The following is a 19,449-nucleotide window of genomic DNA, read 5'->3' on the forward strand; positions in this document are numbered from 1 at the left end:
CGGCCTCAGCGCAGGCTGGAGCGGCGCACCATCAGCTTTACCGGCAGCACTTCGCTATCCACCGGCTCGCCGCGAATCAGTCCGAGCAGGCTATCGACCAGCACTTCGCCGGCCTGGCGGGTGTCCTGCAGCACGGTGGTCAGCGGCGGATTGACGAAGCTGGCAGTGGCAATATCGTCGAAGCCGACCAGCGCCACGTCTTGCGGCACGCGCAGGCCGTGATCACTGAGCGCGCGCATGGCGCCAATCGCGATCAGGTCGCTGGCGGCGAACACCGCATCGAAACCGGTTTCGTTGAGAATCAGGCCACGCATGGCCTCGTAGCCGGAGTGTTCGGTGCTTTCCGCGTTCTGCTGCAGGGCGGGGTCGACCTCGACACCGGCCGCTTCCAGTGCCTGCACATAACCGCGATAGCGACCGAAGAATTCCGGGTAATGACTGGAGGCGTCACCAAGGAAGGCAATCCGGCGACAGCCGCGTTCGAGCAGATGCTCGGCAACCGCCAGACCACCGGCGAAATTGTCGCAACCGATCGACACGCCGGGTTGATCCGGCAGCACCGCGCCCCAGCGTACGAAACGGGTGCCCTGGGCGACCAACTTTTCCAGCTTGTCGGTATAGGCCAGGTAGTCGCCGTAACCCAGCAGGATCAACCCATCGGCTTTTTTGCTGTCGGCGAAATCGGCATGCCAGTCATGCGAGAACTGCTGGAAGGAAATCAGCAGGTCGTAGCCCTGCAGCGCGCAGGCGCGGGTGATCGAGCCAAGCATCGACAGGAAGAACGGATTGATGTGTGACTCGTCGGCGGTGGGGTCTTCGAAGAACAACAGCGCCAACGTGCCGGTATGCATCTTGCGCAGGTTCGACGCGTTCTTGTCGACCTTGTAGTTGAGCTGGTCGGCGGCAGCCTGAATGCGCCGCCGGGTTTCCTCATTGACCAGGGGGCTGCCGCGCAGCGCACGTGACACCGTGGCCTGGGATACCCCGGTCAGGTGGGCAATATCGATGGAGGTCGCCTTTGCCATCTGTCGCAGCACCATCCGCCAGCAAGTCGCGCGACGGCACCGTGCCGTCACCTCCGAATCCTAGCCGGTTTGCGCGCCGCGTGTCGTATCGCGCACGTCGCTGCTCCCACGCCGCACAGGCAGCGGGCCTGGCGATGGGCGCGATACGATGTTCCATGTTCACGCCCGCATGTCCTCAAGCTCGACGCCCTTGGTCTCGCGCACGCCTGACAAGACGAACAGCAACGACAGCACGGCGAAGCCCGCGTACAGGCCATAGGCGAAGGTGAGCCCCCTCTCGGCCAGCGCGGGGAAGCTGCTGGTGATCGCGAAGTTGGCCAGCCATTGCGCGGCAGCCGCCACCGCCAGCGCGGTAGCGCGAATATGGTTGGGGAACATCTCACCCAGCAGCACCCACACCACCGGGCCCCAACTGACACCGAAGAACACCACGTAGGCATTCGCCGCCACCAGCGCCACCATGCCGACCGAACCGGGCAGACTCAGTTCCGCGCCGCTTCCGGTCGCCTGCGAGAAGCACCACGCCATCGCACCGAGGGTTATCGCCATGCCCGCCGAACCCACCACCAGCAGCGGCTTGCGGCCGATTTTGTCGACCAGTGCAATCGCCACCAGGGTCACCAGCACGTTGACGATCGAGGTGACCACCGTGATGGTGAACGAGTCTGCCTCACTGAAGCCCACCGAATGCCACAGCGTGGACGAATAGTAGAAAATCACGTTGATGCCCACGAACTGCTGGAACACCGACAACAGAATGCCGACCCAGACCACCGGCAGCAGCCCGGCGGCCTTGCCACGCAGGTCGCTCAAGCGCGGCTTGTGTTCCGACTGCAAGCTGCCCGCGATGTCACTCAGCTTGCTTTCGAGGGCGGCGTCGCTGTGCATGTTCAGCACCTTGCGCAGCACCACGCGGGCTTCGTCGATGCGGCCCGTGGCCACCAGATGGCGTGGCGATTCGGGAACGCCCAGCACCAGCACGCCGTAAATCAGCGCCGGCACGGTGGCCACCAGGAACATCCAGCGCCACGCAGCCAGGCCCAACCACAGCGGCTGGCTGGAACCGCCGGCAGCGCCACTCAACCACGCGTCGCTGAGCAGGGCGGCGAAGATGCCCAGCACGATCGCCAGTTGCTGCATCGAGCCCAGCCGGCCACGAATATGCGCCGGCGATACTTCGGCGATGTAGGTCGGCGCGATCACCGAGGCCACGCCGACACCGATACCGCCAACCAGTCGCCACAGAATCAGATCCCAAACGGCGGTTGCCATGCCTGAACCGATGGCGCTGGCGACCAGCAGCACTGCAGCCACCTGCATGGTGCGCACGCGGCCGAAACGGTTGGCCAGCATGCCGGCGTACCAGGCACCCAACGCCGAACCCAGCAGCGCACAAGACACCGCAAAGCCGATTTGTGCCGCGTCCAGCGCGAAGCTGCCGCGAATCGCATCCACGGCGCCGTTGATCACCGCCGTGTCAAAACCGAACAGGAATCCCCCCAGTGCCGCCGCGGCGGAAATCAGCACCACGCGTGCCGTGGCGTGCTGGCCCAGCCCATCACCTGTTGCTTGCATCGTGCTCATCGCGTCTCCCCAACGTCATGGCGTGTCATCGCAGTCGATTCTGCGGCGTGTGTGCAGCGCTGTCCGGCTGAATACGTATGCAGCGGCCGCTGACCGCGCAGCCGTACGCCGCCCCGTTGCGCCGGATGGCTTGTTTGCGCGACAACTATGACAGCGCTGTCAGCATTCGCCAAGCATGGCCTTTCAAAGTGGAGAAAGCGGTGTTCCTCCGGTAGGGCGGGCAACGCCCGCCGGTCGTTTTCCACAAAGCAGCGGGCAGTGCACGCCAAGCCCTTCACAAAGCGGCGGGCTTTGCCCGCCCTACGCGACTCCGTTGGACCAACGTACTCGGCGCTATTGCGCTGCGTTGATCACCGCGAGGAAATCGCGACCGTAGCGTTTGAGCTTGGCTTCGCCCACACCGCTGACGCTGGCCAGTTCATCCTCGTTGGCTGGCAGTGCGCGCAGCATGGCCAGCAAGGTCGCGTCGTGGAACACCACATACGGCGGCACGCCCTGCTGCCTGGCCAGCTGGGTCCGCAGCGCGCGCAATTCATCCCACATCGGCTGCTCGTAAGCCTCGATGCCGAGGCTGCCGCCGCTGCGTGGATCGCCGGTGATCAACTTGCTGTCACGCCGACGCCGGGTAGCGCGCTCGGGCCGCGCATCCTCGCGCAGCTTCACCCGCTGGCCGCCACTGAGCACGGCCCGGCTGGCGGCGGTGAGGCGCAGCGTGCCATAGCCTTCGGCATCTGCTTCCAGCAGGCCGGCCGCAAGCAGCTGCCGGAATACCGAGCGCCACTGCTTGTCGTCCATGTCGGCACCGATGCCGAAGGTGGTCAGTCGATGATGATCGAGACTCAGCACACGCTCGGTTTCTTCCCCGCGCAGCACCGCAATCACATGACCGGAACCGAAGCGCTGACCGGTGCGATATACCGCCGACAACGCCTTCTGCGCGGGCACGGTGGCATCCCAGGTCTTCGGCGGCGCAATGCAGTTGTCGCAATGACCGCAAGGCCCGGGATAGCTTTCGCCGAACGCACCAAGCAGCATCTGCCGACGACAGTCGATCGCCTCGGCATAGGCCAGCAGCGACTCCAGCTTCTGCCGCTCGACCCGCTTGCGCTCGTCGGCCGATTCGGATTGCGCAATCATCTGGCTCATGGTGACTACGTCGGACAAGCCGTAGATCATCCACGCTTCCGCCGGCAGACCGTCACGACCGGCGCGACCGGTTTCCTGGTAGTAGCCCTCGATGCTGCGCGGTAGATCAAGATGTGCCACGAAGCGCACGTCAGGCTTGTCGATGCCCATGCCGAAGGCGACCGTGGCCACCATCACCACGCCGTCTTCGCGCAGGAAGCGTTGCTGGTTTTTCGCACGCGTCGCCGAATCCAGCCCAGCGTGATACGGCAGCGCCTCGATACCCGCCTCGGCCAACCACTCGGCGGTGTCGTCGACCTTGCGCCGACTGAGGCAATACACGATGCCGGATTCGCCTTCGTGACCAAGCAGGAATTCCCCCAGCTGACGCTTCGCGTTATGGCGCAAGCCGACCCGATAGCCGATGTTCGGACGATCAAAACTCGAGACGAATTGCCGGGCACTTTGCAGTGCCAGTCGCTCGACGATCTCCTCGCGAGTGCGCTGGTCGGCGGTGGCGGTAAGCGCAATGCGCGGCACCTGCGGAAAGCGCTGATGCAGGATCGCCAGCTCGCGATATTCCGGCCGAAAATCGTGCCCCCATTGCGATACGCAATGTGCCTCGTCGATCGCGAACAGCGCCACTTCGGTGCGTTCGAGCTGATCGAGAAAGCGCGAAGTCAGCAAACGCTCCGGCGCCACATAAAGCAGGTTCAACTCGCCGGCCAACAGTTGCCGCTCGACTTCGCGCTGCTCGTTGGCCGCAAGACTGGAGTTGAGAAACGCGGCGGCCACGCCGGCCTCGCGCAGTGAGTCGACCTGGTCCTGCATCAACGCGATCAGCGGCGACACCACGATGCCGGTGCCCTGACGCAGCAGCGCGGGAATCTGGAAACACAGCGACTTGCCGCCGCCGGTAGGCATCAGCACCAGCGCGTCGCCGCCCTCGCTGAGATGTTCCACCACGGCCTGCTGCTGGCCGCGGAAACTGGGATAACCGAAAACACTTTGAAGAATGTCGAGTGGGGTGGGCATTCGGGGAATGCTAGCAAATGGAGCGGGCAGCTTCGCGAAAATGCGTGTGCGCCGGATGCCCGGGCGCATGTCGGCTGACGGCGACAGTGCATCCCTCTCCTCAGTCCTCTCGCGCAAGCGGACGAGCAGGCGAACGCGAAAAGCAGGTTGCTTTATTGATGCGGCGGCATGCCCCACAGCGCGTGATCGAGGTCACCATCGAGCCCGAAGCGCGACAACGGCACCCGGCCATTCTTCACTTCGATCCCTTCGGCGCGCAGCCGCCGCGACTGTTCACGGAATCCGCGGCTGCCCGGCGGCATCGCGATATGCCCGCTGGAGCGCAAAACCCGGAACCACGGCAACTCCATGCCTGCGGGCACTTCGCCCAGCAGCCGACCGACCATGCGTGCACGACCCGGCAATCCCGCGCGTGCGGCGATGGCGCCATAACTGGCAACCCGCCCGGACGGAATGGCGGCAATGGCGGCGTAGATGCGGGCAGCGGCATCATTCATGGTTGGCGCGACGCAAGGGGGAAACCGTGTCAGAGTAGCTTTCGACCTTCGCCAGCGGAAGCCGCCCCATGCGCCACTTCGAAGCCGTGCGTTCCCACATCGGCAGCCTGCACGAGCTGCACAGCAACGATCCGTACCTGATCAGTTTCGACCTGCCACTGGAGCAGGAGCGCTGGCAGGGCATTTATCTGGCCGAACTGGAGGACGAGACGGGCCGGCGCTATTTGCGCATTTCCACGCCGGTCGGCCCGCTCGCCGGCACCGACCCGAACCGCTGTCTGCGCTTCAACTGGCAACAGCGCACCGGCTTTCTTGCGGTCGCGGATCTGGACGGTTCGCCGTATCTGCACCTGTGCGAAAACCGTCCCTACGAGTTCCTCGACGCCGCCGAACTGGAGCGGCTGGTCAGTGAATTGGGCGTGCTCGGCGATGCGCTGGAGCAACTCATCGCCGAGGGTGTCGACGCGCTGTAGAAACCAGCGCTTGCGCGTCAGAACGCCAGCTTGAACAACAGCACCAGGCCATAGGCCAGCAGTGCGGTGATCGGCAGGGTAAGTATCCACGCCCACACCATGCGTTCGACCACCGACCAGCGGATCGAGTTGAAGCGCTTGGCCGCGCCCACACCCATGATCGATGCGGACACGTTATGTGTGGTCGACACCGGGATACCGAACACGGAAGCGACCAGGATCACCACTGCCGAACTGGTCTCGGCGGCAAAACCGTTGATGGGGTGCAGCTTGACCATTTTGTGGCCCAGCGTCTTGATGATGCGCCAGCCACCGCCGGCCGTACCGGCGGCCATGGTCAGTGCTGAAACCACCTTCACCCACACCGGAATCTCGAAGCCGCCCGCAGGATCGCCGGCGATACGCAGGAAATCGAGCCATTGCGGCAGTTGGTCAAACTGGTGCGTGGCGGTACCGCCAGCCAGCGCCAGCGCGATGATGCCCATGCTCTTTTGCGCGTCATTCATGCCGTGCGCCACACCCATCGTGGCTGCCGAAACAATTTGTGCCTTGCCGAAGAACGAGTTGACGAACGGCGTGCGCCCGAACCGTCGTGACCAGCCCTGGCGATTGGCGAACCACGCCAGCAGCGCATACAGCGCGCCCATCAACAGGAAGCTGATGATGAAGCCCGCGGCGGGTGACAGCACCATCGGGACGATCACCTTGGGAATCACGCCGTGCCCTTTCAGCCAGCTACCTTCTACCCAGATCACCGAATCGAAATTGTTGCCGGAAGCGGCGATGGCTGCGCCCACCAGCGAGCCGACCAAGGCATGGCTGGAACTGGACGGCAAACCGAGCCACCAGGTGATCAGGTTCCACACAATCGCCGCCAGCAAGGCGCAGATCAGCAGTTGCGAGCTCATTTCGAGCACACCGGCATTGATCAGGCCGGACGCGATCGTGGCGGCCACGGCGGTACCCATGAACGCGCCGAACAGGTTGGTGCCGGCGGCCATCAACACGGCTTGACCCGGGGTCAGCACCTTGGTTGCCACCACGGTGGCAATCGAGTTGGCGGTGTCGTGAAAACCGTTGATATAAGTGAAGATCAACGCGATCACCACCACCGTAATGACGATGGTCATGCGCGTTCACCGGTAACGAACCGGACGCCGCCCGGGGGAACACCGCATGTTGGGTGGAGTGCAGTACACAGGGTCACGGGCGTGGCCTCAGGAATTCTTCAACACAATCGAATAGACGATATTGCCGACATCTCGGCACTTGTCGATCGCCTTTTCGATCAACTCGAACAGGTCCTTGGCCAACATCGCGCGCATCACGTCGCCGCCCTCGACATACAAGGTGCGATAAGGCGCCAGCAACATGCGGTCACCCTCGGATTCCAGCGCCTGCAGGCGATCCTGCAATTTCTTCACCGGGTCGATGCGCAGGCCGCGGCGCAACTCGTGGACCATCTGCACCACCACCGCGCTGGACTGCTCCAGCACCTGGGCGCGCTGGGCAAAATCCACGCCGACCAAGCGCTCGGTGACAATCTCGTAGCGCTCGGCAAATTTCTCGATCGTTTTGGGGATCTTGTACAAAGCCGAGTTCAACGCCTCGATATCCTCGCGGTCGAGTGCGGTGACGAATGTATTGACCAGGCCTTCGCTGATCTGCGCGGCCAGTTCCTTTTCCCGTGCACGGGTCACCGTGAAAGCCGCCATGCCCTGCTCGGCGCCGGGCTTGGTCAACAGTCCATGCAGCGCCTTGGCGCTTTCATGCGCGGTCTCGGCACTCTGTTCGAGCAGGCCGTAGAACTTGTCGCCTTTACCGAAGATCGTCTGCAGTGAAAACATGCTGGTCGAGCCTGAGGGAAGTCAATAGCCGGAATGGTACAGGACAGCCGTGTTGCTCTGCATCAATGACCGAGTGACGCCGGGGTGATGTACAGAGCAAACAGCCTTTACACTGTGTCCATGCAACCTCCCCCATCATCACCCCGATGCTGACCCAAATCGCGCTCGTCCTCTTTCTGGCCCTGTGCAATGGCTTCTTCGCGCTATCGGAGATGGCCTTGGTGGCCTCACGCAGGAGCCGTCTCAAGCAGATGGCGCGAACCAGCCGGCGCGCGGCTGCGGCCCTCCGTCACGTCGAGGCCCCGGAACATTTCCTGTCCACCGTGCAGGTGGGCATCACCCTGGTCATGCTGATCACCGGCGCGGTCGCCGGGGACGCGCTGGGCGGGCATATCGCCGCGATGTTGCAGGATGAGCGCCTGGGCTGGCTGCTGCCCTACGCGCACATGATCGGCATCGTGCTCGGCTTCGTGCTGATTTCATTCATCCAGATCGTGATTGGCGAACTGGTACCCAAGAGGCTGGCGCTTTCTGCACCAGAAAAAGTTGCCGGCTTCGTGGCGCTGCCGATGCTGGTGCTGTCGCGGATCACCGCGCCGTTCGTGTGGTTGCTGAATGTGTGCAGCAACCTGCTGCTGCGCATGCTGCGGGTGAAGCAGACTGGCAGTGGCGTGGTTACCGAAGACGAGATCCGTCTGCTGGTGGCCGAAAGCGCCGAACAGGGCGTGCTCGACCCCGACGAACACAACATGGTCAACCGCGTGCTGCGGCTGGGTGATCGCACGGTGGACAGCGTGATGACCCCGCGCATGCGCATCGCCTGGCTGGACATCGCCGGTACGCGCGAAGAAAACATCGACGTACTCCGGGCCACGCCGTATTCGCGTTACCCGGTGTATCGCGGCGACGAAAGCGACGTGGTCGGCGTGGTCGAGGTCAAACGCCTGCTGTCCAGCTTCGCCGAAGGCAAGCCGGAATTGTTCGAGCATTTGTCCAAACCGCTGTTCGTGCCGGCCGCAGCGCGTGCGTTGGACTTGCTGGAGGAATTCCGTGATGCGGAAACGCCACTGGCGCTGGTGGTCGACGAATACGGCGACATCGAAGGCGTGGTCACCGTCAACGACCTGCTCGCCGCCGTGGTCGGCGCCAGCCAGATCGGCCATGGCAGTGGCAATGAGGATAGTCCGATCATGCAGCGTGCTGACGGCAGCTGGCTGATCGACGGCAGCCTGCCCACCGATGACCTGCGCGAACTGCTACAGCTGAGCACCTTGCCCGGTGAGGACGAACACGATTTCCGCACCGTCGCCGGGATGGTGATGACCGCCCTCGGGCACGTGCCGCAGACCGGCGAAGTGTTTGCGTGGCACGGCATCCGCTTCGAAGTCGTCGACCTCGACGGCGCCCGTATCGACAAGCTGCTGGTAACCCCGGCGCCGTCGCTGGAACTGGCTGACGACGAGCAGTAGGAGCGCGCCCTGTGCGCGATGCTTTTCCTCACCTCACGCAAAAGCATCGCGCACAGGGTGCGCTCCTACGGGTTCTTTTTCGCCAGCCCGGCCATCCGCTGCGCGTCAGCAAGAATGCCATGCAACACGCGCAGCTCGCGCTCGTCCGGTTGCGCGCGCTGGAACAGTTTGCGCAGACGCAGCATGATCGTGGTGGGTTCGCGCCCCTTGTGGAACTCGATGTCGTCCAGCGTCTGCCCCAGATGGCGATAGAACTGCTCCATCTGGCTGGCATCGGCCGGCGGCTCGTCGTGCTCTGGCGGTGGCGCAGGCAGTTCGTCGCCCAGCATTGCCAGGCGCATCTCGTAAGCCATCACCTGCACCGCCTGCGACAGGTTCAGCGAACTGAAATCGTCCACGCTGGGAATCCGCACCATCGCGTGGCAGCGCGCCAGCTCCTCGTTTTCCAGCCCGGTGCGCTCGTTGCCGAACACCAGGGCCACCTGTTCGCCGCGCATGGCGGCAGCCAGCACCTGCTGCGCCGCTTCGCGGGGTGACAGTTCCGGCAGGTTGACCCCACGCCGACGTGCCGACAGGCCCAACGCCAGGCTGCTGCCGGCCAGGCCATCGACCAGTTCGCGATGAATACCGGCGCGTTCCAGCACATCGTCGGCGCCCGCAGCCAGTGCATTGGCTTCCGGATCAGGGAAACGATACGGCGAAACCAGCTCCAGCCGCTCGAAGCCCATGGTGCGGATCGCCCGCGCGGCGCTGCCGATATTGCCCGGGTGCGAGGTGCGTACCAGCACATAGCGGATGCGGGCGGCGAGGTCGTGAAGATCGGTCATGCGTGGTGCGGATTGGCGGCTGGGGTCTACTAGGATAGTGGACAAGGGCGTCCGAGGCCCGCCTCTGCTAGAATCGCCGACCGCAAACCCGCTCTCTTCCAAAGTCGAAACCCATGGCCCGACCACACGTCACGATCGCGGCGCGCGCCGCCCGTTCCGCAGGCAACATCATCCTGCGTTACATGAACCGCATCGACGGCCTCAACATCGTCGAGAAGCAGCAGATGGACTTCGTCTCCGAAGTCGACAAGCTGGCCGAAGCGGAAATCATCAAGGAACTGCGTCGCGCCTACCCTGACCACGCGATCCTCGCCGAGGAAAGCGGCCAGACCGGCAAGGGCCCGCTGACCTGGGTGATCGACCCGCTCGATGGCACCCACAATTACTTGCGCGGCATCCCGCACTTCAGCGTGTCCATCGCGCTGCTGGAAAAGGGCGTGCCGATCCACGCGGTGGTGTTCGATCCGCTGCGCGACGAGCTGTACACCGCCAGCAAGGGCGACGGCGCCTATATCAACGACCGCCGCATGCGCGTGGGCAAGCGCGAGAACCTGGGCGGCGCGATGATCGCCACCGGCTTCCCGTATCGCCAGCGCGAACACCTGGTGCCGCAGATGGACATCACCCGCGCGATCCTCGGCCAGGCCGAAGACATCCGCCGTTCGGGCTCAGCCGCGCTGGATCTGGCCTACGTCGCCGCCGGCCGCTACGACGGCTATTTCGAGATCGGCCTGAAGCCGTGGGACCTGGCCGCAGGCGTGTTGCTGGTACACGAAGCCGGTGGTCGCTACTGCGACTTCGCGGGCCGTGACGGCATCCCGGAAAGCGGCAACATCGTTGCCGGCAACCTCAACGTGGCCAAGGCGCTGGTTGATGCGATCGGCCAGCAGGCGACGCCGGCGTTGTTGAAGGTTTGAACGCCACGTCCCATCGAAATTGACAAAGGCGCCGCAGGGCGCCTTTTTCTTGTGCTGTTCGACGAGGGCGCCAAGTCGAACATGGGAACCATCAGCGCAGGCGTCCATCTACTGAGTGAGCCCTCGACGCGAAGCTGTCTGTGCAACCGACTCCGCGCTGCCCTACCAGACCAACCCGGTTGCCGCCGACTGTGCAGGTCCACCAACGTGCGTTTCGAGCTGCTCCATCCCAGTTGGGACACCTCTGCGCGATATACCAATGACCGGCATCTACCGCGGCATGGCATCGGGAGCCTTCGATGAACCGCGTGGCGCAACGACTCGGCGGGGCGCTGGCACGCTACCTCAACCATCCCGCCCGCGGACCGTACCCGCACTTGCCGGCCGACCTGGTGACCTTGCGGCGCATCCTGCGCCCGGCCGATGTGGTGCTGGTCGAAGGTCGCGCACGCATCAGCACCGCGATCAAGTACCTGACCCAATCCACCTGGTCACACGTCGCCCTCTACGTGGGCGACTACGCCGGACAAACACTCGCCGGCGAGAGCGATTTGCTGGTCGAGGCCGATACCGAGCTTGGCGTGCACCTGCTCAGCCTGCAGCAATTGGGCGGCTATCACTTGCGCGTTTGTCGGCCGATGGGGCTGAGCGACAGCGATGCCCACCGCGTGGTGGATTACCTGATGGCTCGACTAGGCCAGCGCTACGACCTGAAAAATGTGTTCGACCTGGCACGCTACCTGCTGCCGACCCCGCCGGTTCCCGGCCCGTGGCGACGCCGCATGCTGGCCCTGGGCAGCGGTGATCCGACCCGCGCCATCTGCTCCACGCTGGTGGCGGAGGCTTTCCAGTCAGTGCCGTTTCCGATCCTGCCGGTGGTACACACCGAGTCCGCGGTCACGCCGGAATGCCACGACTGCGTGCGCGAGATTTTCCACATCCGCGACCATAGCCTGTACACCCCGCGCGACTTCGACGTCTCGCCCTACTTCACGGTGATCAAGCCAACCCTGGCCAAGGATTTCGATTATCACAAATTGACCTGGGAAGCCGGCGCGCCACCGCCGCACTGAGACACGAAACCCTGGCTCAACTCGCCGGCTCGCCGGCCTCGCGCAGGAACTCGCGCAGGAACGGCACGGTGATCCGCCGCTGCGCCGCCAGCGAAGCCTGGTCCAGCCGATCGAGCAGGTCCAGCAGGGCGCCGAGATCACGCGCGTAGCGGGCGAACAGCCAGTCGAGCACCACTTCGTCAAGCTGGATGCCGCGCAAGCCTGCCTGCTCTTTGAGCACCTCGCGGCGCTCGGCGTCGTCCAACGTCTTCAAGGCAAACTGCGTGCACGCGCCGAGGCGCGAGCGCAGGTCCGGCAAACCCAGTGCCAGCTGCGTCGGCGTGGCGTCGGCAGTGAACAGCAACGCGGTGCCTTCGGCCCTGGCCTGGTTGTAGAGATCAAACAGCGCATGTTCGGCCTCGCGATTACCCGCGATCGCCTGCAGATCATCCAGCGCCAACAGTTCGCTGCCGGCGACACCACGAATCGCTGCGGCTTGATCGGTCAACCTGGCGAGTGGCAGGTATTGCACGGTGCGACCGGTCGCATTGGCCGCGTGGCAGGCGGCCATCAGCAGATGACTCTTGCCACTGCCGGCGGCGCCAGCGAGATACACCCACGGCGCGCCGACCTGCGACGCAAGAGTCTGTACCGCGGCCAGAGCAGCGGCATTCATGCCGGCGTGGAAATGTTCGAAGCGCTGGCGACGTGGCCAGCGCAGGGCGAGCGGCAACTGCGGAATCATGGTGACGGTGGCTGATCCGTGGGCAGCACGACAACGACATCCCCGCCAGCCGGTTCGGTGACTGCGTCGACCTCGGCGATCACCGGATCGTCCGGACCTTCTTCGTTGTAAAGCTCACTCATCCGATAGCGCTCGATCAGATAGCGCAGCAACACCATGATCACCGACGCCGCCGGCAGTGCCAGCAGCACACCGAGGAAACCGAACAGATAACCACCCGCCAGCACCGCAAACATCACCGCCACCGGATGCAGGCCGATCTTGTCACCGACCAGCTTGGGTACCAGTACATAGCCTTCCAGCAACTGGCCGACAGCGAACACGCCGCAGACCAGCAGCACGTGGGTCCAGTCGCCGTATTGCACCAGTGCCGCGATGATCGCCGCAACAAAACCGATGATGAAACCCAGGTACGGCACAAAGCTGAGCAAGCCCGCCACCAAGCCGATCAGCAGGCCTACCGACAATCCGACCAGACCGAGGCCAACGCCGTAGAAAGTACCCAGCGCGAGCATCACCAGCATCTGACCACGCACGAAGGCGCCAAGGATTTTGTCCGATTCGCTGGCCAGATGGGCGATGGTCGGCTGGATCGAGCGCGGCAGCATGCCGTCGACCTTGGCCACCAGCCGATCCCAGTCGCGCAGCAGATAGAACGCCACCACCGGAATCAGCACCAGGTTGGTCAGCCACATGGCGATGCCCACACCCGAGCGCGAGACCTTGCCGATCACGACCGTGGCGACACCGCCGATCGAGCCGATGTGCTCCTTGATTGCACTCAGCATACGATCGCTGTCGAAGGTGTGCGGGTCCAGATGCAGACGCGCCTGCAGCCACGGCCACGCGGTGTTTTGCGCCCAGTCGCCATAGCGCGGCAGGTTGCTGACCAGGTTCTCGACCTGGCGCGCAATCAGCGGAATCAAGAGCAACAGCACGCCAACCACGGCCACCATGATCACCACGAACACGATCGTCGCCGACCACATCCGGTTCAGCCCGAGCCGCTCCAGCCGGTCGGCCAGCGGATCACCGAGATAGGCGAACATCCCGGCGATCGCGAATGGCATCAGCACCGGCCCGAGCAGCCAGAGCAGGTAGCCGATCACCGCCACAATGGCGAGCAGCTGCCAGCGACGCGAAATGTCCCTGTCGTGATTCACTTCACGCGCCCCTGCAGGTAAAAATCACCCGTTTGGAAAAAGCATGTCGGGATGCATGGCATGGTGCGCAAGCCTTTCATCGGGTCAACGCAACCAGCGCAGATTGGCGTCCGCTCCCGGGTGCGGCTCTCCCTGCAACAACAGGTGACCACCTGCGGCCAGGTTCGCTGCCAGCGCACTGATCGGCACCGTGGCCTGGACGTCCAGCAACACGGCGTCATTCTGCGCGGCCACCGTCTGTACCTGCTTGACCGTAGGATCATTCTGCAACGCAGCCAGCAGGTTGGCGTAGGCCGTCGCGTTGTCCAGCCCGCTGACCCATAGCTTGCCTTCGCTGGGCCCGGAACCAATCACGTTGAGCTGTTTGCCCAGGCGGTCGACCAGTCCATTGCCCGCATCGCCGAGCAGGCCGGCAACGCTGGTGCCGCGCGCCACCCAATGCTGCGCCTGACCACCGGAGATCAAGGTCCAGTCGGCGCCATCGCCGTGCACCGTGCCAAGCAACACCAAGCCGGTCCGGTACTGCCGGTTGATCAATGCCAGTGCCGCGGGATCGGCGGCCGCCACTTTGGCCGAATCGGGCAGATTGGCGGTATCGGGATACACCACATTGGTGCCGCGCGCGGCAGCGGAGGCGGCCAGGTCGGCCAGTGCGGCATGGTCCAGCAAGTGTCCACTGCTGTCCTGCACCAGCAGCAGCACGGGCGGTTTGATGCCCGCGCTCTGCACGCCCAGCTTCGATACCAGGCGCCGTACCGCGCCTGATTCGAAGTCCACATTCAGGATCAGCCCGGTCGCTGCGCGCTGATATTGAAACTTCTGCACCAGCGAGGCTGCATTGCCCAGCGCATCGGCATAACCAGCGTTGCTGCGCAGATCCTGCCCGCCCGCGACCCGTGTCAGCACCTGGCTGAGTGCAGTGGCGAACGCCTGATTGCGCTGGGCGTCGCTGGTATCCGCCACCGGCACAACGACCGAATACGGCGAGCCGGCAGCTTGGGCATGCAGCGACGGCAAGGCCGCAAAAGCCAGCAACAAGGTGACAATCAGCAATCGAAACACGCGCATGGGGCAGGCATCTTCAGGAGAATTCTCCCGGGAAGTCTGCCCAATAGTGTCTCCAGCGTCCATCACGGGCGTTGGCAGAGGCAAATGCGGTGGGCGGCAACGTGGCCGCAAGCTGCTAAACTTGCGCGTTTAATCCACCCCGGTTTTCGCCATGTCTGACGCCCTCACCTACCGCGCCGCCGGCGTCGATATCGATGCCGGCAATGCGCTGGTCGAACGCATCAAGCCAATGGTCAAGCGTACCTTGCGCCCCGAAGTGATGGGCGGCCTGGGCGGCTTCGGCGGCCTGTTCGACCTGAGCGGCCGTTACAAGGAACCGGTGCTGGTTTCCGGTACCGATGGCGTGGGCACCAAACTGAAACTGGCGCAGATGCTCAATCGCCACGACACCATCGGCATCGACCTGGTCGGCATGTGCGTCAACGACGTCTTGGTGCAGGGCGCCGAGCCGCTGTTCTTTCTCGACTACTTCGCCACCGGCAAGCTGGACGTGGATACCGCGGCGGCGGTGGTCAGCGGCATCGCCACCGGCTGCGAACTGGCCGGTTGCGCGTTGATCGGCGGAGAAACCGCCGAGATGCCGGACATGTATCCGCCGGGCGAATACGACCTGGCCGGCTTCACCGTGGCCGCCGTCGAAAAATCGCAGATGCTCACCGGCGAAGCGATCGTCGCCGGCGACGTGATTCTCGGCGTCGCCTCCAGCGGCCCGCATTCGAACGGTTATTCGCTGGTGCGCAAGATCCTCGAACGCGCAGGCAGCCCACTCGATCTCGACCTCGGTGGCGTAAAGCTGGTCGATGCGCTGATGGTGCCGACCACGATCTACGTCAAGCCCATGCTGGAGTTGTTGAAGGAAAGCCCGGTGCACGGCATGGCCCACATCACCGGTGGCGGCCTGAAAGAAAACATCATCCGCGTAGTGCCGGATGGCCTCGGCATCGCGCTGCAGGCATCAGCCATCGTGTTGCCGCCGGTGTTCGATTGGCTGATGCGCGAAGGCAAGGTGGCGCGCGAGGAAATGTGGCGCACATTCAACTGCGGCGTCGGCTTCACCGTGATCCTGCCGCGCGACGCGGTTGCCGCCGCTTCCGCCCTGCTCGCAAAGCACGGTCTGGCCAGTGCGGTCATCGGTGAAATCGTGCCCGCGCAGGGCGACGAACGCGTGCACATCGGCTGATCCGTTCCGTGTCCGATACCTCTGTGAAAGTGGCCGTGCTCGCATCCGGGCGCGGCAGCAACCTCGCCGCGCTGCTCGACGCGCGCGAGCGCGGAGAGTTGCCGGTCGACTTCGTGCTGGTCGGTAGTGACAAGGCGGCCGCCGGCGCCTTGCGACTGGCCGAGGCGGCGAACATCCCCACTCTTGCTTTGGACCCGCGCAGCTATCCGGATCGCCGCGCGTTCGACCTGGAGCTGTTCGCCCGTATCAGCGCCAGCGGTGCCCACTGGCTGGTGCTGGCCGGCTTCATGCGCATCCTCGATGGCGAGGCACTGGCGCCCTGGCTGGGTCGCATCATCAACATCCATCCCTCGTTACTGCCGAAGTATCCCGGCCTGCATACTCATCGCCGCGCATTGGCGGCAGGTGACGCCGAACACGGCGCCAGCGTGCATTTCATCACCGCGGAACTCGATGGCGGGCCGGTGATAGCACAGGCACGCCTGCCGATCATCGCTGGCGACACCGAACAGTCGCTGGCCGAGCGACTGCTGCCACTGGAACATCGCCTGCTACCGGCAGTGCTGGCCGAACTGGCCAGCGGCCGGCTGCAGTGGCATGAACAAGCGCCGCGATTCGATGGCCAGCCACTGTTGATCCCGCTGCAACTGAGTGAGCACGGCCTGCAGCCTTAAAGCTGGTTCAGTCCCGCGCAAGCAGACTTGGGCCCATGACTATTCGATCCCTGCTCACCGCCCTGCTCGGTCTTGGCCTGTTGTTTGCCACGCCAGCCATGGCCGCCACCTCGCCAGCCAAGGCATTCAGCGCCACCTACAACGTGCTGCGTGGCGGAGAACCGATGGGCGTAGCCACGATTCAGTTGCGCGCTGCCGGCAACGGTCAGTGGCTTTACAGCAAGAACGTCAAGGGCACGTCCGGACTTGCCGCCATGCTCGGCGCCAACGTCAGCGAATCCTCGCGCTTCCGCTGGAAAGGCGACGTGCCCGAAGCCATTAGCTACGACTACGAAATGCAGGCGGCGATAAAGCACAAGCAACGCCACCTGGTCGTCGACTGGACCAACAACCGAGTCAGTGTCGACGAAGGCAAGGGCAAGCAGAGCTATCCGGCCAGTCCCGGCATGGTCGAGCGCAACACCCTGGCGCTGGCGCTGGGACTGGCGCTGCGCAATGGTCAACAGCAGATTGCACTGCCCGTAGCGGTGCGCCAGGAAGTGCAGACGCAGAACTTCGAGGTCATTGGCAGGGAAACGGTCACGGTGCCTGCCGGCAGGTTCAATGCCGAGCGCGTCGACCGCACCGACGCCGACCACGGTTTCAGCGCGTGGTACGCCGCTGACCGCTATCTGCTGCCAGTGAAGATTTCACAGCATGACGGCGGCGATCTGGTGATGGAGTTGGTGAGCTACACGACCCGGTGAAATTCACCAACGCTCTGAACTCCTGCTGCAAAAACCCCACGGGACGCGAATAGTCGCGCCCCGCCGGAACCATCATTCAACCCATCAGGTCCACTGCGTGATTCGGTTTCCGTCGGAATCGGTGAAGCTGCCGCACAGAATGATGATGAAGTCGATCAGCGCCCAGATTCCAAAGCCACCCAAAGTAATGAGCTGCAGAATCCCAGTCCCTACTTTGCCCACGTAAAATCGATGGATGCCAAAGCATCCAAGAAAGAAACAGAGCAAAAAGGCCGGCAGTATCCGCTTGCTGCTTGCCGACTGAGGAACCACATTACCCTGCGGCGCACCGCATTGCGGGCAGGTAACCGCCGTACTGTGAATCTCCTTGCCACAACCCCGACAAAACACCATCCCCATGAACTTCCCCTGTTTGCCGGGTGATTTCAGGCGTCACCCGTTCGCCCTGATCAGTTCGGCAAACGCCTGATCTTCGCGCCAAGCACGCCGAGCTTCTCTTCGATGTTCTCGTAGCCGCGGTCGATGTGATAGACGCGATCGACGATGGTGTCGCCCTTGGCGACCAGACCGGCCAACACCAGGCAGGCCGAAGCACGCAGGTCGGTGGCCATGATCGGCGCGCCACTCATCTGGGCCACGCCCTGGATCACGGCGGTATTGCCTTCGAGCTGGATGTTGGCACCCAGACGCTGCAGTTCCTGCGCATGCATGAAGCGATTTTCGAACACCGTTTCGGTCACGATGCCGGTGCCTTCGGCCACGCAGTTCAGCGCGGTGAACTGCGCCTGCATGTCGGTGGGAAATGCCGGGTACGGCGCGGTGCTGATGTTGACGGCCTTGGGCCGGCGCCCACCCATGTCCAGCTCGATCCAGTCGTCGCCGGTGGAGATATGCGCACCCGCTTCTTCCAGCTTGGCCAGCACCGCCTCCAACGTATTGGCCCGGGCATGCCGGGCACGCACCTTGCCGCCGGTCATCGCCGCACCGACCAGATAGGTGCCGGTTTCGATGCGGTCGGGCAGTACATCGTGCTGGGCACCGTGCAGTCGCTCGACACCGTGAATCACCATGGTCGAAGTGCCGACGCCTTCGATCTGCGCACCCATCGCGATCAGGCAGTGGGCCAGATCCACCACTTCGGGCTCTTGTGCAGCGTTCTCGATCACCGTGGTGCCTTGCGCCAGCGCGGCCGCCATCATGATGTTTTCGGTACCGGTGACGGTGACCATGTCCATCACAATACGGGCGCCCTTCAAACGCGACGCCTTCGCCTTGATGTAGCCGTTTTCGACCGTGATCTCGGCGCCCAGCGCCTGCAGGCCACGGATGTGCTGGTCGACCGGACGCGATCCGATGGCGCAACCGCCCGGCAGCGAAACTTCCGCCTGACCAAAACGCGCCACCAGCGGACCCAGCACCAGGATCGACGCACGCATCGTGCGTACCAGATCGTAAGGCGCCACACAGGTGCTGGTGGTGCGTGGATCGATATGCATCTTCATGCGATCGTCCAGCACCAGCCGCACGCCCATCTGGCCGAGCAGTTCGATAAAGGTGGTGACGTCGTGCAGGTGCGGCACATTTCCAATGCTGACCGGCTCATCAGCCAGCAGGCAGGCGGCGAGGATCGGCAATACGGCATTCTTGGCGCCGGAAATGGCGACCTCGCCGTTGAGCGGCGTTCCGCCGCTGATCAGGATCTTGGCCATCGAAAGTCCTTCAATGAAACGTGGAAAGAGAGTGCAGCTGCAGCCTTCAACGGCGCGCCGCAACTTCCTCGGGGGTCCGGGTGGTCAACGCCAGCGCGTGGATCGCGCCGCCCATCTGCTCGCCCAACGTGGCGTACACCAGCCGGTGCCGCGCCAGCGGCAGCTTGCCGGCAAACTGGCTGGCCACCACGGTGGCCTCGAAATGCACGCCGTCGGCGCCACTGACTTCCACCTGGGCACCGGGCAGGCCTTGTTCGATCATCGCCTGGATGCGGCTGGAGTCCATCGGAGAGTGTTCCATACGGTTAGGTCG

At 63.9% G+C, this 19,449-nt stretch carries 20 protein-coding genes; 7 read left to right on the forward strand and 13 right to left on the reverse strand.

Translation table 11 applies throughout. The features are described from left to right. Window positions 1-5 precede the first annotated feature (5 nt). The 4 genes from PY254_RS15810 to PY254_RS15825 form a co-directional block, all read right to left on the reverse strand. On the reverse strand, window positions 6-1,025 hold the full coding sequence (locus PY254_RS15810) for a LacI family DNA-binding transcriptional regulator (RefSeq protein ID WP_281013005.1): 1,020 nt from the start codon (window positions 1,023-1,025) through the stop codon (window positions 6-8). Between the two features lie 159 nt (window positions 1,026-1,184). Next, window positions 1,185-2,609: a sugar porter family MFS transporter gene (locus tag PY254_RS15815; protein ID WP_281013006.1), complete on the reverse strand. Its 1,425-nt coding sequence runs from the start codon at window positions 2,607-2,609 to the stop codon at window positions 1,185-1,187. A 333-nt stretch (window positions 2,610-2,942) separates the two neighbouring features. Further along, entirely contained in the window at window positions 2,943-4,769 is a 1,827-nt protein-coding gene (gene recQ, locus PY254_RS15820; protein WP_281013007.1) for a DNA helicase RecQ, read from the reverse strand. A 152-nt stretch (window positions 4,770-4,921) separates the two neighbouring features. Further along, entirely contained in the window at window positions 4,922-5,266 is a 345-nt protein-coding gene (locus tag PY254_RS15825; RefSeq protein WP_281013008.1) for an MGMT family protein, read from the reverse strand. A 68-nt stretch (window positions 5,267-5,334) separates the two neighbouring features. On the opposite strand from PY254_RS15825, the gene PY254_RS15830 reads away from it, so the two are divergent. Then, window positions 5,335-5,739: a hypothetical protein gene (locus tag PY254_RS15830; protein WP_281013009.1), complete on the forward strand. Its 405-nt coding sequence runs from the start codon at window positions 5,335-5,337 to the stop codon at window positions 5,737-5,739. 17 nt (window positions 5,740-5,756) lie between these two features. Here PY254_RS15830 and PY254_RS15835 read toward each other — a convergent pair whose 3' ends face one another. Together PY254_RS15835 and PY254_RS15840 are read right to left on the reverse strand one after the other, a co-directional pair. Continuing rightward, complete coding sequence (locus tag PY254_RS15835; RefSeq protein WP_281013010.1) at window positions 5,757-6,869, reverse strand: inorganic phosphate transporter; 1,113 nt, start codon at window positions 6,867-6,869, stop codon at window positions 5,757-5,759. Window positions 6,870-6,956: 87 nt separating this feature from the next. After that, the gene (locus PY254_RS15840; RefSeq protein WP_281013011.1) at window positions 6,957-7,586 is read right to left on the reverse strand and encodes a DUF47 domain-containing protein; all 630 of its coding nucleotides are present in this window, start codon (window positions 7,584-7,586) and stop codon (window positions 6,957-6,959) included. 146 nt (window positions 7,587-7,732) lie between these two features. On the opposite strand from PY254_RS15840, the gene PY254_RS15845 reads away from it, so the two are divergent. Next, the gene (locus PY254_RS15845; protein WP_281013012.1) at window positions 7,733-9,055 is read left to right on the forward strand and encodes a hemolysin family protein; all 1,323 of its coding nucleotides are present in this window, start codon (window positions 7,733-7,735) and stop codon (window positions 9,053-9,055) included. Between the two features lie 65 nt (window positions 9,056-9,120). On the opposite strand, the gene PY254_RS15850 is transcribed toward PY254_RS15845, so the two are convergent. Further along, entirely contained in the window at window positions 9,121-9,882 is a 762-nt protein-coding gene (locus PY254_RS15850; RefSeq protein ID WP_281013013.1) for an RNA methyltransferase, read from the reverse strand. 113 nt (window positions 9,883-9,995) lie between these two features. Here PY254_RS15850 and PY254_RS15855 point away from each other — a divergent pair, with 113 nt between their 5' ends. After that, the gene (locus PY254_RS15855) at window positions 9,996-10,799 is read left to right on the forward strand and encodes an inositol monophosphatase family protein (protein ID WP_281013014.1); all 804 of its coding nucleotides are present in this window, start codon (window positions 9,996-9,998) and stop codon (window positions 10,797-10,799) included. 299 nt (window positions 10,800-11,098) lie between these two features. Beyond that, window positions 11,099-11,872, forward strand: coding sequence for a C40 family peptidase (locus tag PY254_RS15860; RefSeq protein WP_281013015.1), 774 nt, complete (start codon window positions 11,099-11,101; stop codon window positions 11,870-11,872). A 16-nt stretch (window positions 11,873-11,888) separates the two neighbouring features. Here PY254_RS15860 and hda read toward each other — a convergent pair whose 3' ends face one another. The 3 genes from hda to PY254_RS15875 form a co-directional block, all read right to left on the reverse strand. Then, entirely contained in the window at window positions 11,889-12,596 is a 708-nt protein-coding gene (gene hda, locus PY254_RS15865) for a DnaA regulatory inactivator Hda (RefSeq protein WP_281013016.1), read from the reverse strand. After that, a complete protein-coding gene (locus tag PY254_RS15870; RefSeq protein ID WP_281013017.1) occupies window positions 12,593-13,759 on the reverse strand; it encodes an AI-2E family transporter in 1,167 nt (388 codons plus the stop codon). Before PY254_RS15870 ends, hda begins: the two co-directional genes overlap by 4 nt. Before the next feature lie 84 nt (window positions 13,760-13,843). After that, window positions 13,844-14,827: a DUF8605 domain-containing protein gene (locus PY254_RS15875; protein ID WP_281013018.1), complete on the reverse strand. Its 984-nt coding sequence runs from the start codon at window positions 14,825-14,827 to the stop codon at window positions 13,844-13,846. Window positions 14,828-14,978: 151 nt separating this feature from the next. Here PY254_RS15875 and purM point away from each other — a divergent pair, with 151 nt between their 5' ends. From purM to PY254_RS15890, 3 genes are read left to right on the forward strand one after another with little or no spacing between them, the layout of a single operon-like run. Continuing rightward, window positions 14,979-16,007 (forward strand): phosphoribosylformylglycinamidine cyclo-ligase, encoded by a 1,029-nt coding sequence (gene purM / locus PY254_RS15880; RefSeq protein ID WP_281013019.1) that lies wholly within the window; start codon window positions 14,979-14,981, stop codon window positions 16,005-16,007. 8 nt (window positions 16,008-16,015) lie between these two features. Then, the gene (purN, locus tag PY254_RS15885) at window positions 16,016-16,681 is read left to right on the forward strand and encodes a phosphoribosylglycinamide formyltransferase (RefSeq protein ID WP_281013020.1); all 666 of its coding nucleotides are present in this window, start codon (window positions 16,016-16,018) and stop codon (window positions 16,679-16,681) included. 35 nt (window positions 16,682-16,716) lie between these two features. Then, window positions 16,717-17,427, forward strand: coding sequence for a DUF3108 domain-containing protein (locus PY254_RS15890; protein WP_281013021.1), 711 nt, complete (start codon window positions 16,717-16,719; stop codon window positions 17,425-17,427). Between the two features lie 84 nt (window positions 17,428-17,511). On the opposite strand, the gene PY254_RS15895 is transcribed toward PY254_RS15890, so the two are convergent. Genes PY254_RS15895 through PY254_RS15905 form a run of 3 tightly spaced genes read right to left on the reverse strand, consistent with a single transcriptional unit; the run spans window position 17,512 to window position 19,422 of the window. Then, the gene (locus tag PY254_RS15895; protein WP_281013022.1) at window positions 17,512-17,826 is read right to left on the reverse strand and encodes a TM2 domain-containing protein; all 315 of its coding nucleotides are present in this window, start codon (window positions 17,824-17,826) and stop codon (window positions 17,512-17,514) included. 50 nt (window positions 17,827-17,876) lie between these two features. Continuing rightward, window positions 17,877-19,136 (reverse strand): UDP-N-acetylglucosamine 1-carboxyvinyltransferase, encoded by a 1,260-nt coding sequence (murA, locus tag PY254_RS15900; RefSeq protein WP_281013023.1) that lies wholly within the window; start codon window positions 19,134-19,136, stop codon window positions 17,877-17,879. Window positions 19,137-19,182: 46 nt separating this feature from the next. Next, a complete protein-coding gene (locus tag PY254_RS15905; protein WP_281013024.1) occupies window positions 19,183-19,422 on the reverse strand; it encodes a BolA family protein in 240 nt (79 codons plus the stop codon). Window positions 19,423-19,449: the final 27 nt, after the last annotated feature.

Source organism: Rhodanobacter sp. AS-Z3 (assembly GCF_029224025.1).
Taxonomy (GTDB): domain Bacteria; phylum Pseudomonadota; class Gammaproteobacteria; order Xanthomonadales; family Rhodanobacteraceae; genus Rhodanobacter.

What these genes read in the sequence shown, in the direction of transcription:
- PY254_RS15840 (WP_281013011.1), bottom strand. Translation starts at nt 7,586, where the DNA reads ATGTTTTCACTGCAGACGATCTTCGGTAAAGGCGACAAGTTCTACGGC.
- PY254_RS15855 (WP_281013014.1), top strand. Translation starts at nt 9,996, where the DNA reads ATGGCCCGACCACACGTCACGATCGCGGCGCGCGCCGCCCGTTCCGCA.
- PY254_RS15905 (WP_281013024.1), bottom strand. Translation starts at nt 19,422, where the DNA reads ATGGACTCCAGCCGCATCCAGGCGATGATCGAACAAGGCCTGCCCGGT.
- PY254_RS15890 (WP_281013021.1), top strand. Translation starts at nt 16,717, where the DNA reads ATGACTATTCGATCCCTGCTCACCGCCCTGCTCGGTCTTGGCCTGTTG.
- PY254_RS15815 (WP_281013006.1), bottom strand. Translation starts at nt 2,609, where the DNA reads ATGAGCACGATGCAAGCAACAGGTGATGGGCTGGGCCAGCACGCCACG.
- purM (WP_281013019.1), top strand. Translation starts at nt 14,979, where the DNA reads ATGTCTGACGCCCTCACCTACCGCGCCGCCGGCGTCGATATCGATGCC.
- PY254_RS15810 (WP_281013005.1), bottom strand. Translation starts at nt 1,025, where the DNA reads ATGGCAAAGGCGACCTCCATCGATATTGCCCACCTGACCGGGGTATCC.
- PY254_RS15860 (WP_281013015.1), top strand. Translation starts at nt 11,099, where the DNA reads ATGAACCGCGTGGCGCAACGACTCGGCGGGGCGCTGGCACGCTACCTC.
- recQ (WP_281013007.1), bottom strand. Translation starts at nt 4,769, where the DNA reads ATGCCCACCCCACTCGACATTCTTCAAAGTGTTTTCGGTTATCCCAGT.
- PY254_RS15850 (WP_281013013.1), bottom strand. Translation starts at nt 9,882, where the DNA reads ATGACCGATCTTCACGACCTCGCCGCCCGCATCCGCTATGTGCTGGTA.
- hda (WP_281013016.1), bottom strand. Translation starts at nt 12,596, where the DNA reads ATGATTCCGCAGTTGCCGCTCGCCCTGCGCTGGCCACGTCGCCAGCGC.
- PY254_RS15830 (WP_281013009.1), top strand. Translation starts at nt 5,335, where the DNA reads ATGCGCCACTTCGAAGCCGTGCGTTCCCACATCGGCAGCCTGCACGAG.
- murA (WP_281013023.1), bottom strand. Translation starts at nt 19,136, where the DNA reads ATGGCCAAGATCCTGATCAGCGGCGGAACGCCGCTCAACGGCGAGGTC.
- PY254_RS15825 (WP_281013008.1), bottom strand. Translation starts at nt 5,266, where the DNA reads ATGAATGATGCCGCTGCCCGCATCTACGCCGCCATTGCCGCCATTCCG.
- PY254_RS15895 (WP_281013022.1), bottom strand. Translation starts at nt 17,826, where the DNA reads ATGGGGATGGTGTTTTGTCGGGGTTGTGGCAAGGAGATTCACAGTACG.
- PY254_RS15835 (WP_281013010.1), bottom strand. Translation starts at nt 6,869, where the DNA reads ATGACCATCGTCATTACGGTGGTGGTGATCGCGTTGATCTTCACTTAT.
- PY254_RS15875 (WP_281013018.1), bottom strand. Translation starts at nt 14,827, where the DNA reads ATGCGCGTGTTTCGATTGCTGATTGTCACCTTGTTGCTGGCTTTTGCG.
- PY254_RS15845 (WP_281013012.1), top strand. Translation starts at nt 7,733, where the DNA reads ATGCTGACCCAAATCGCGCTCGTCCTCTTTCTGGCCCTGTGCAATGGC.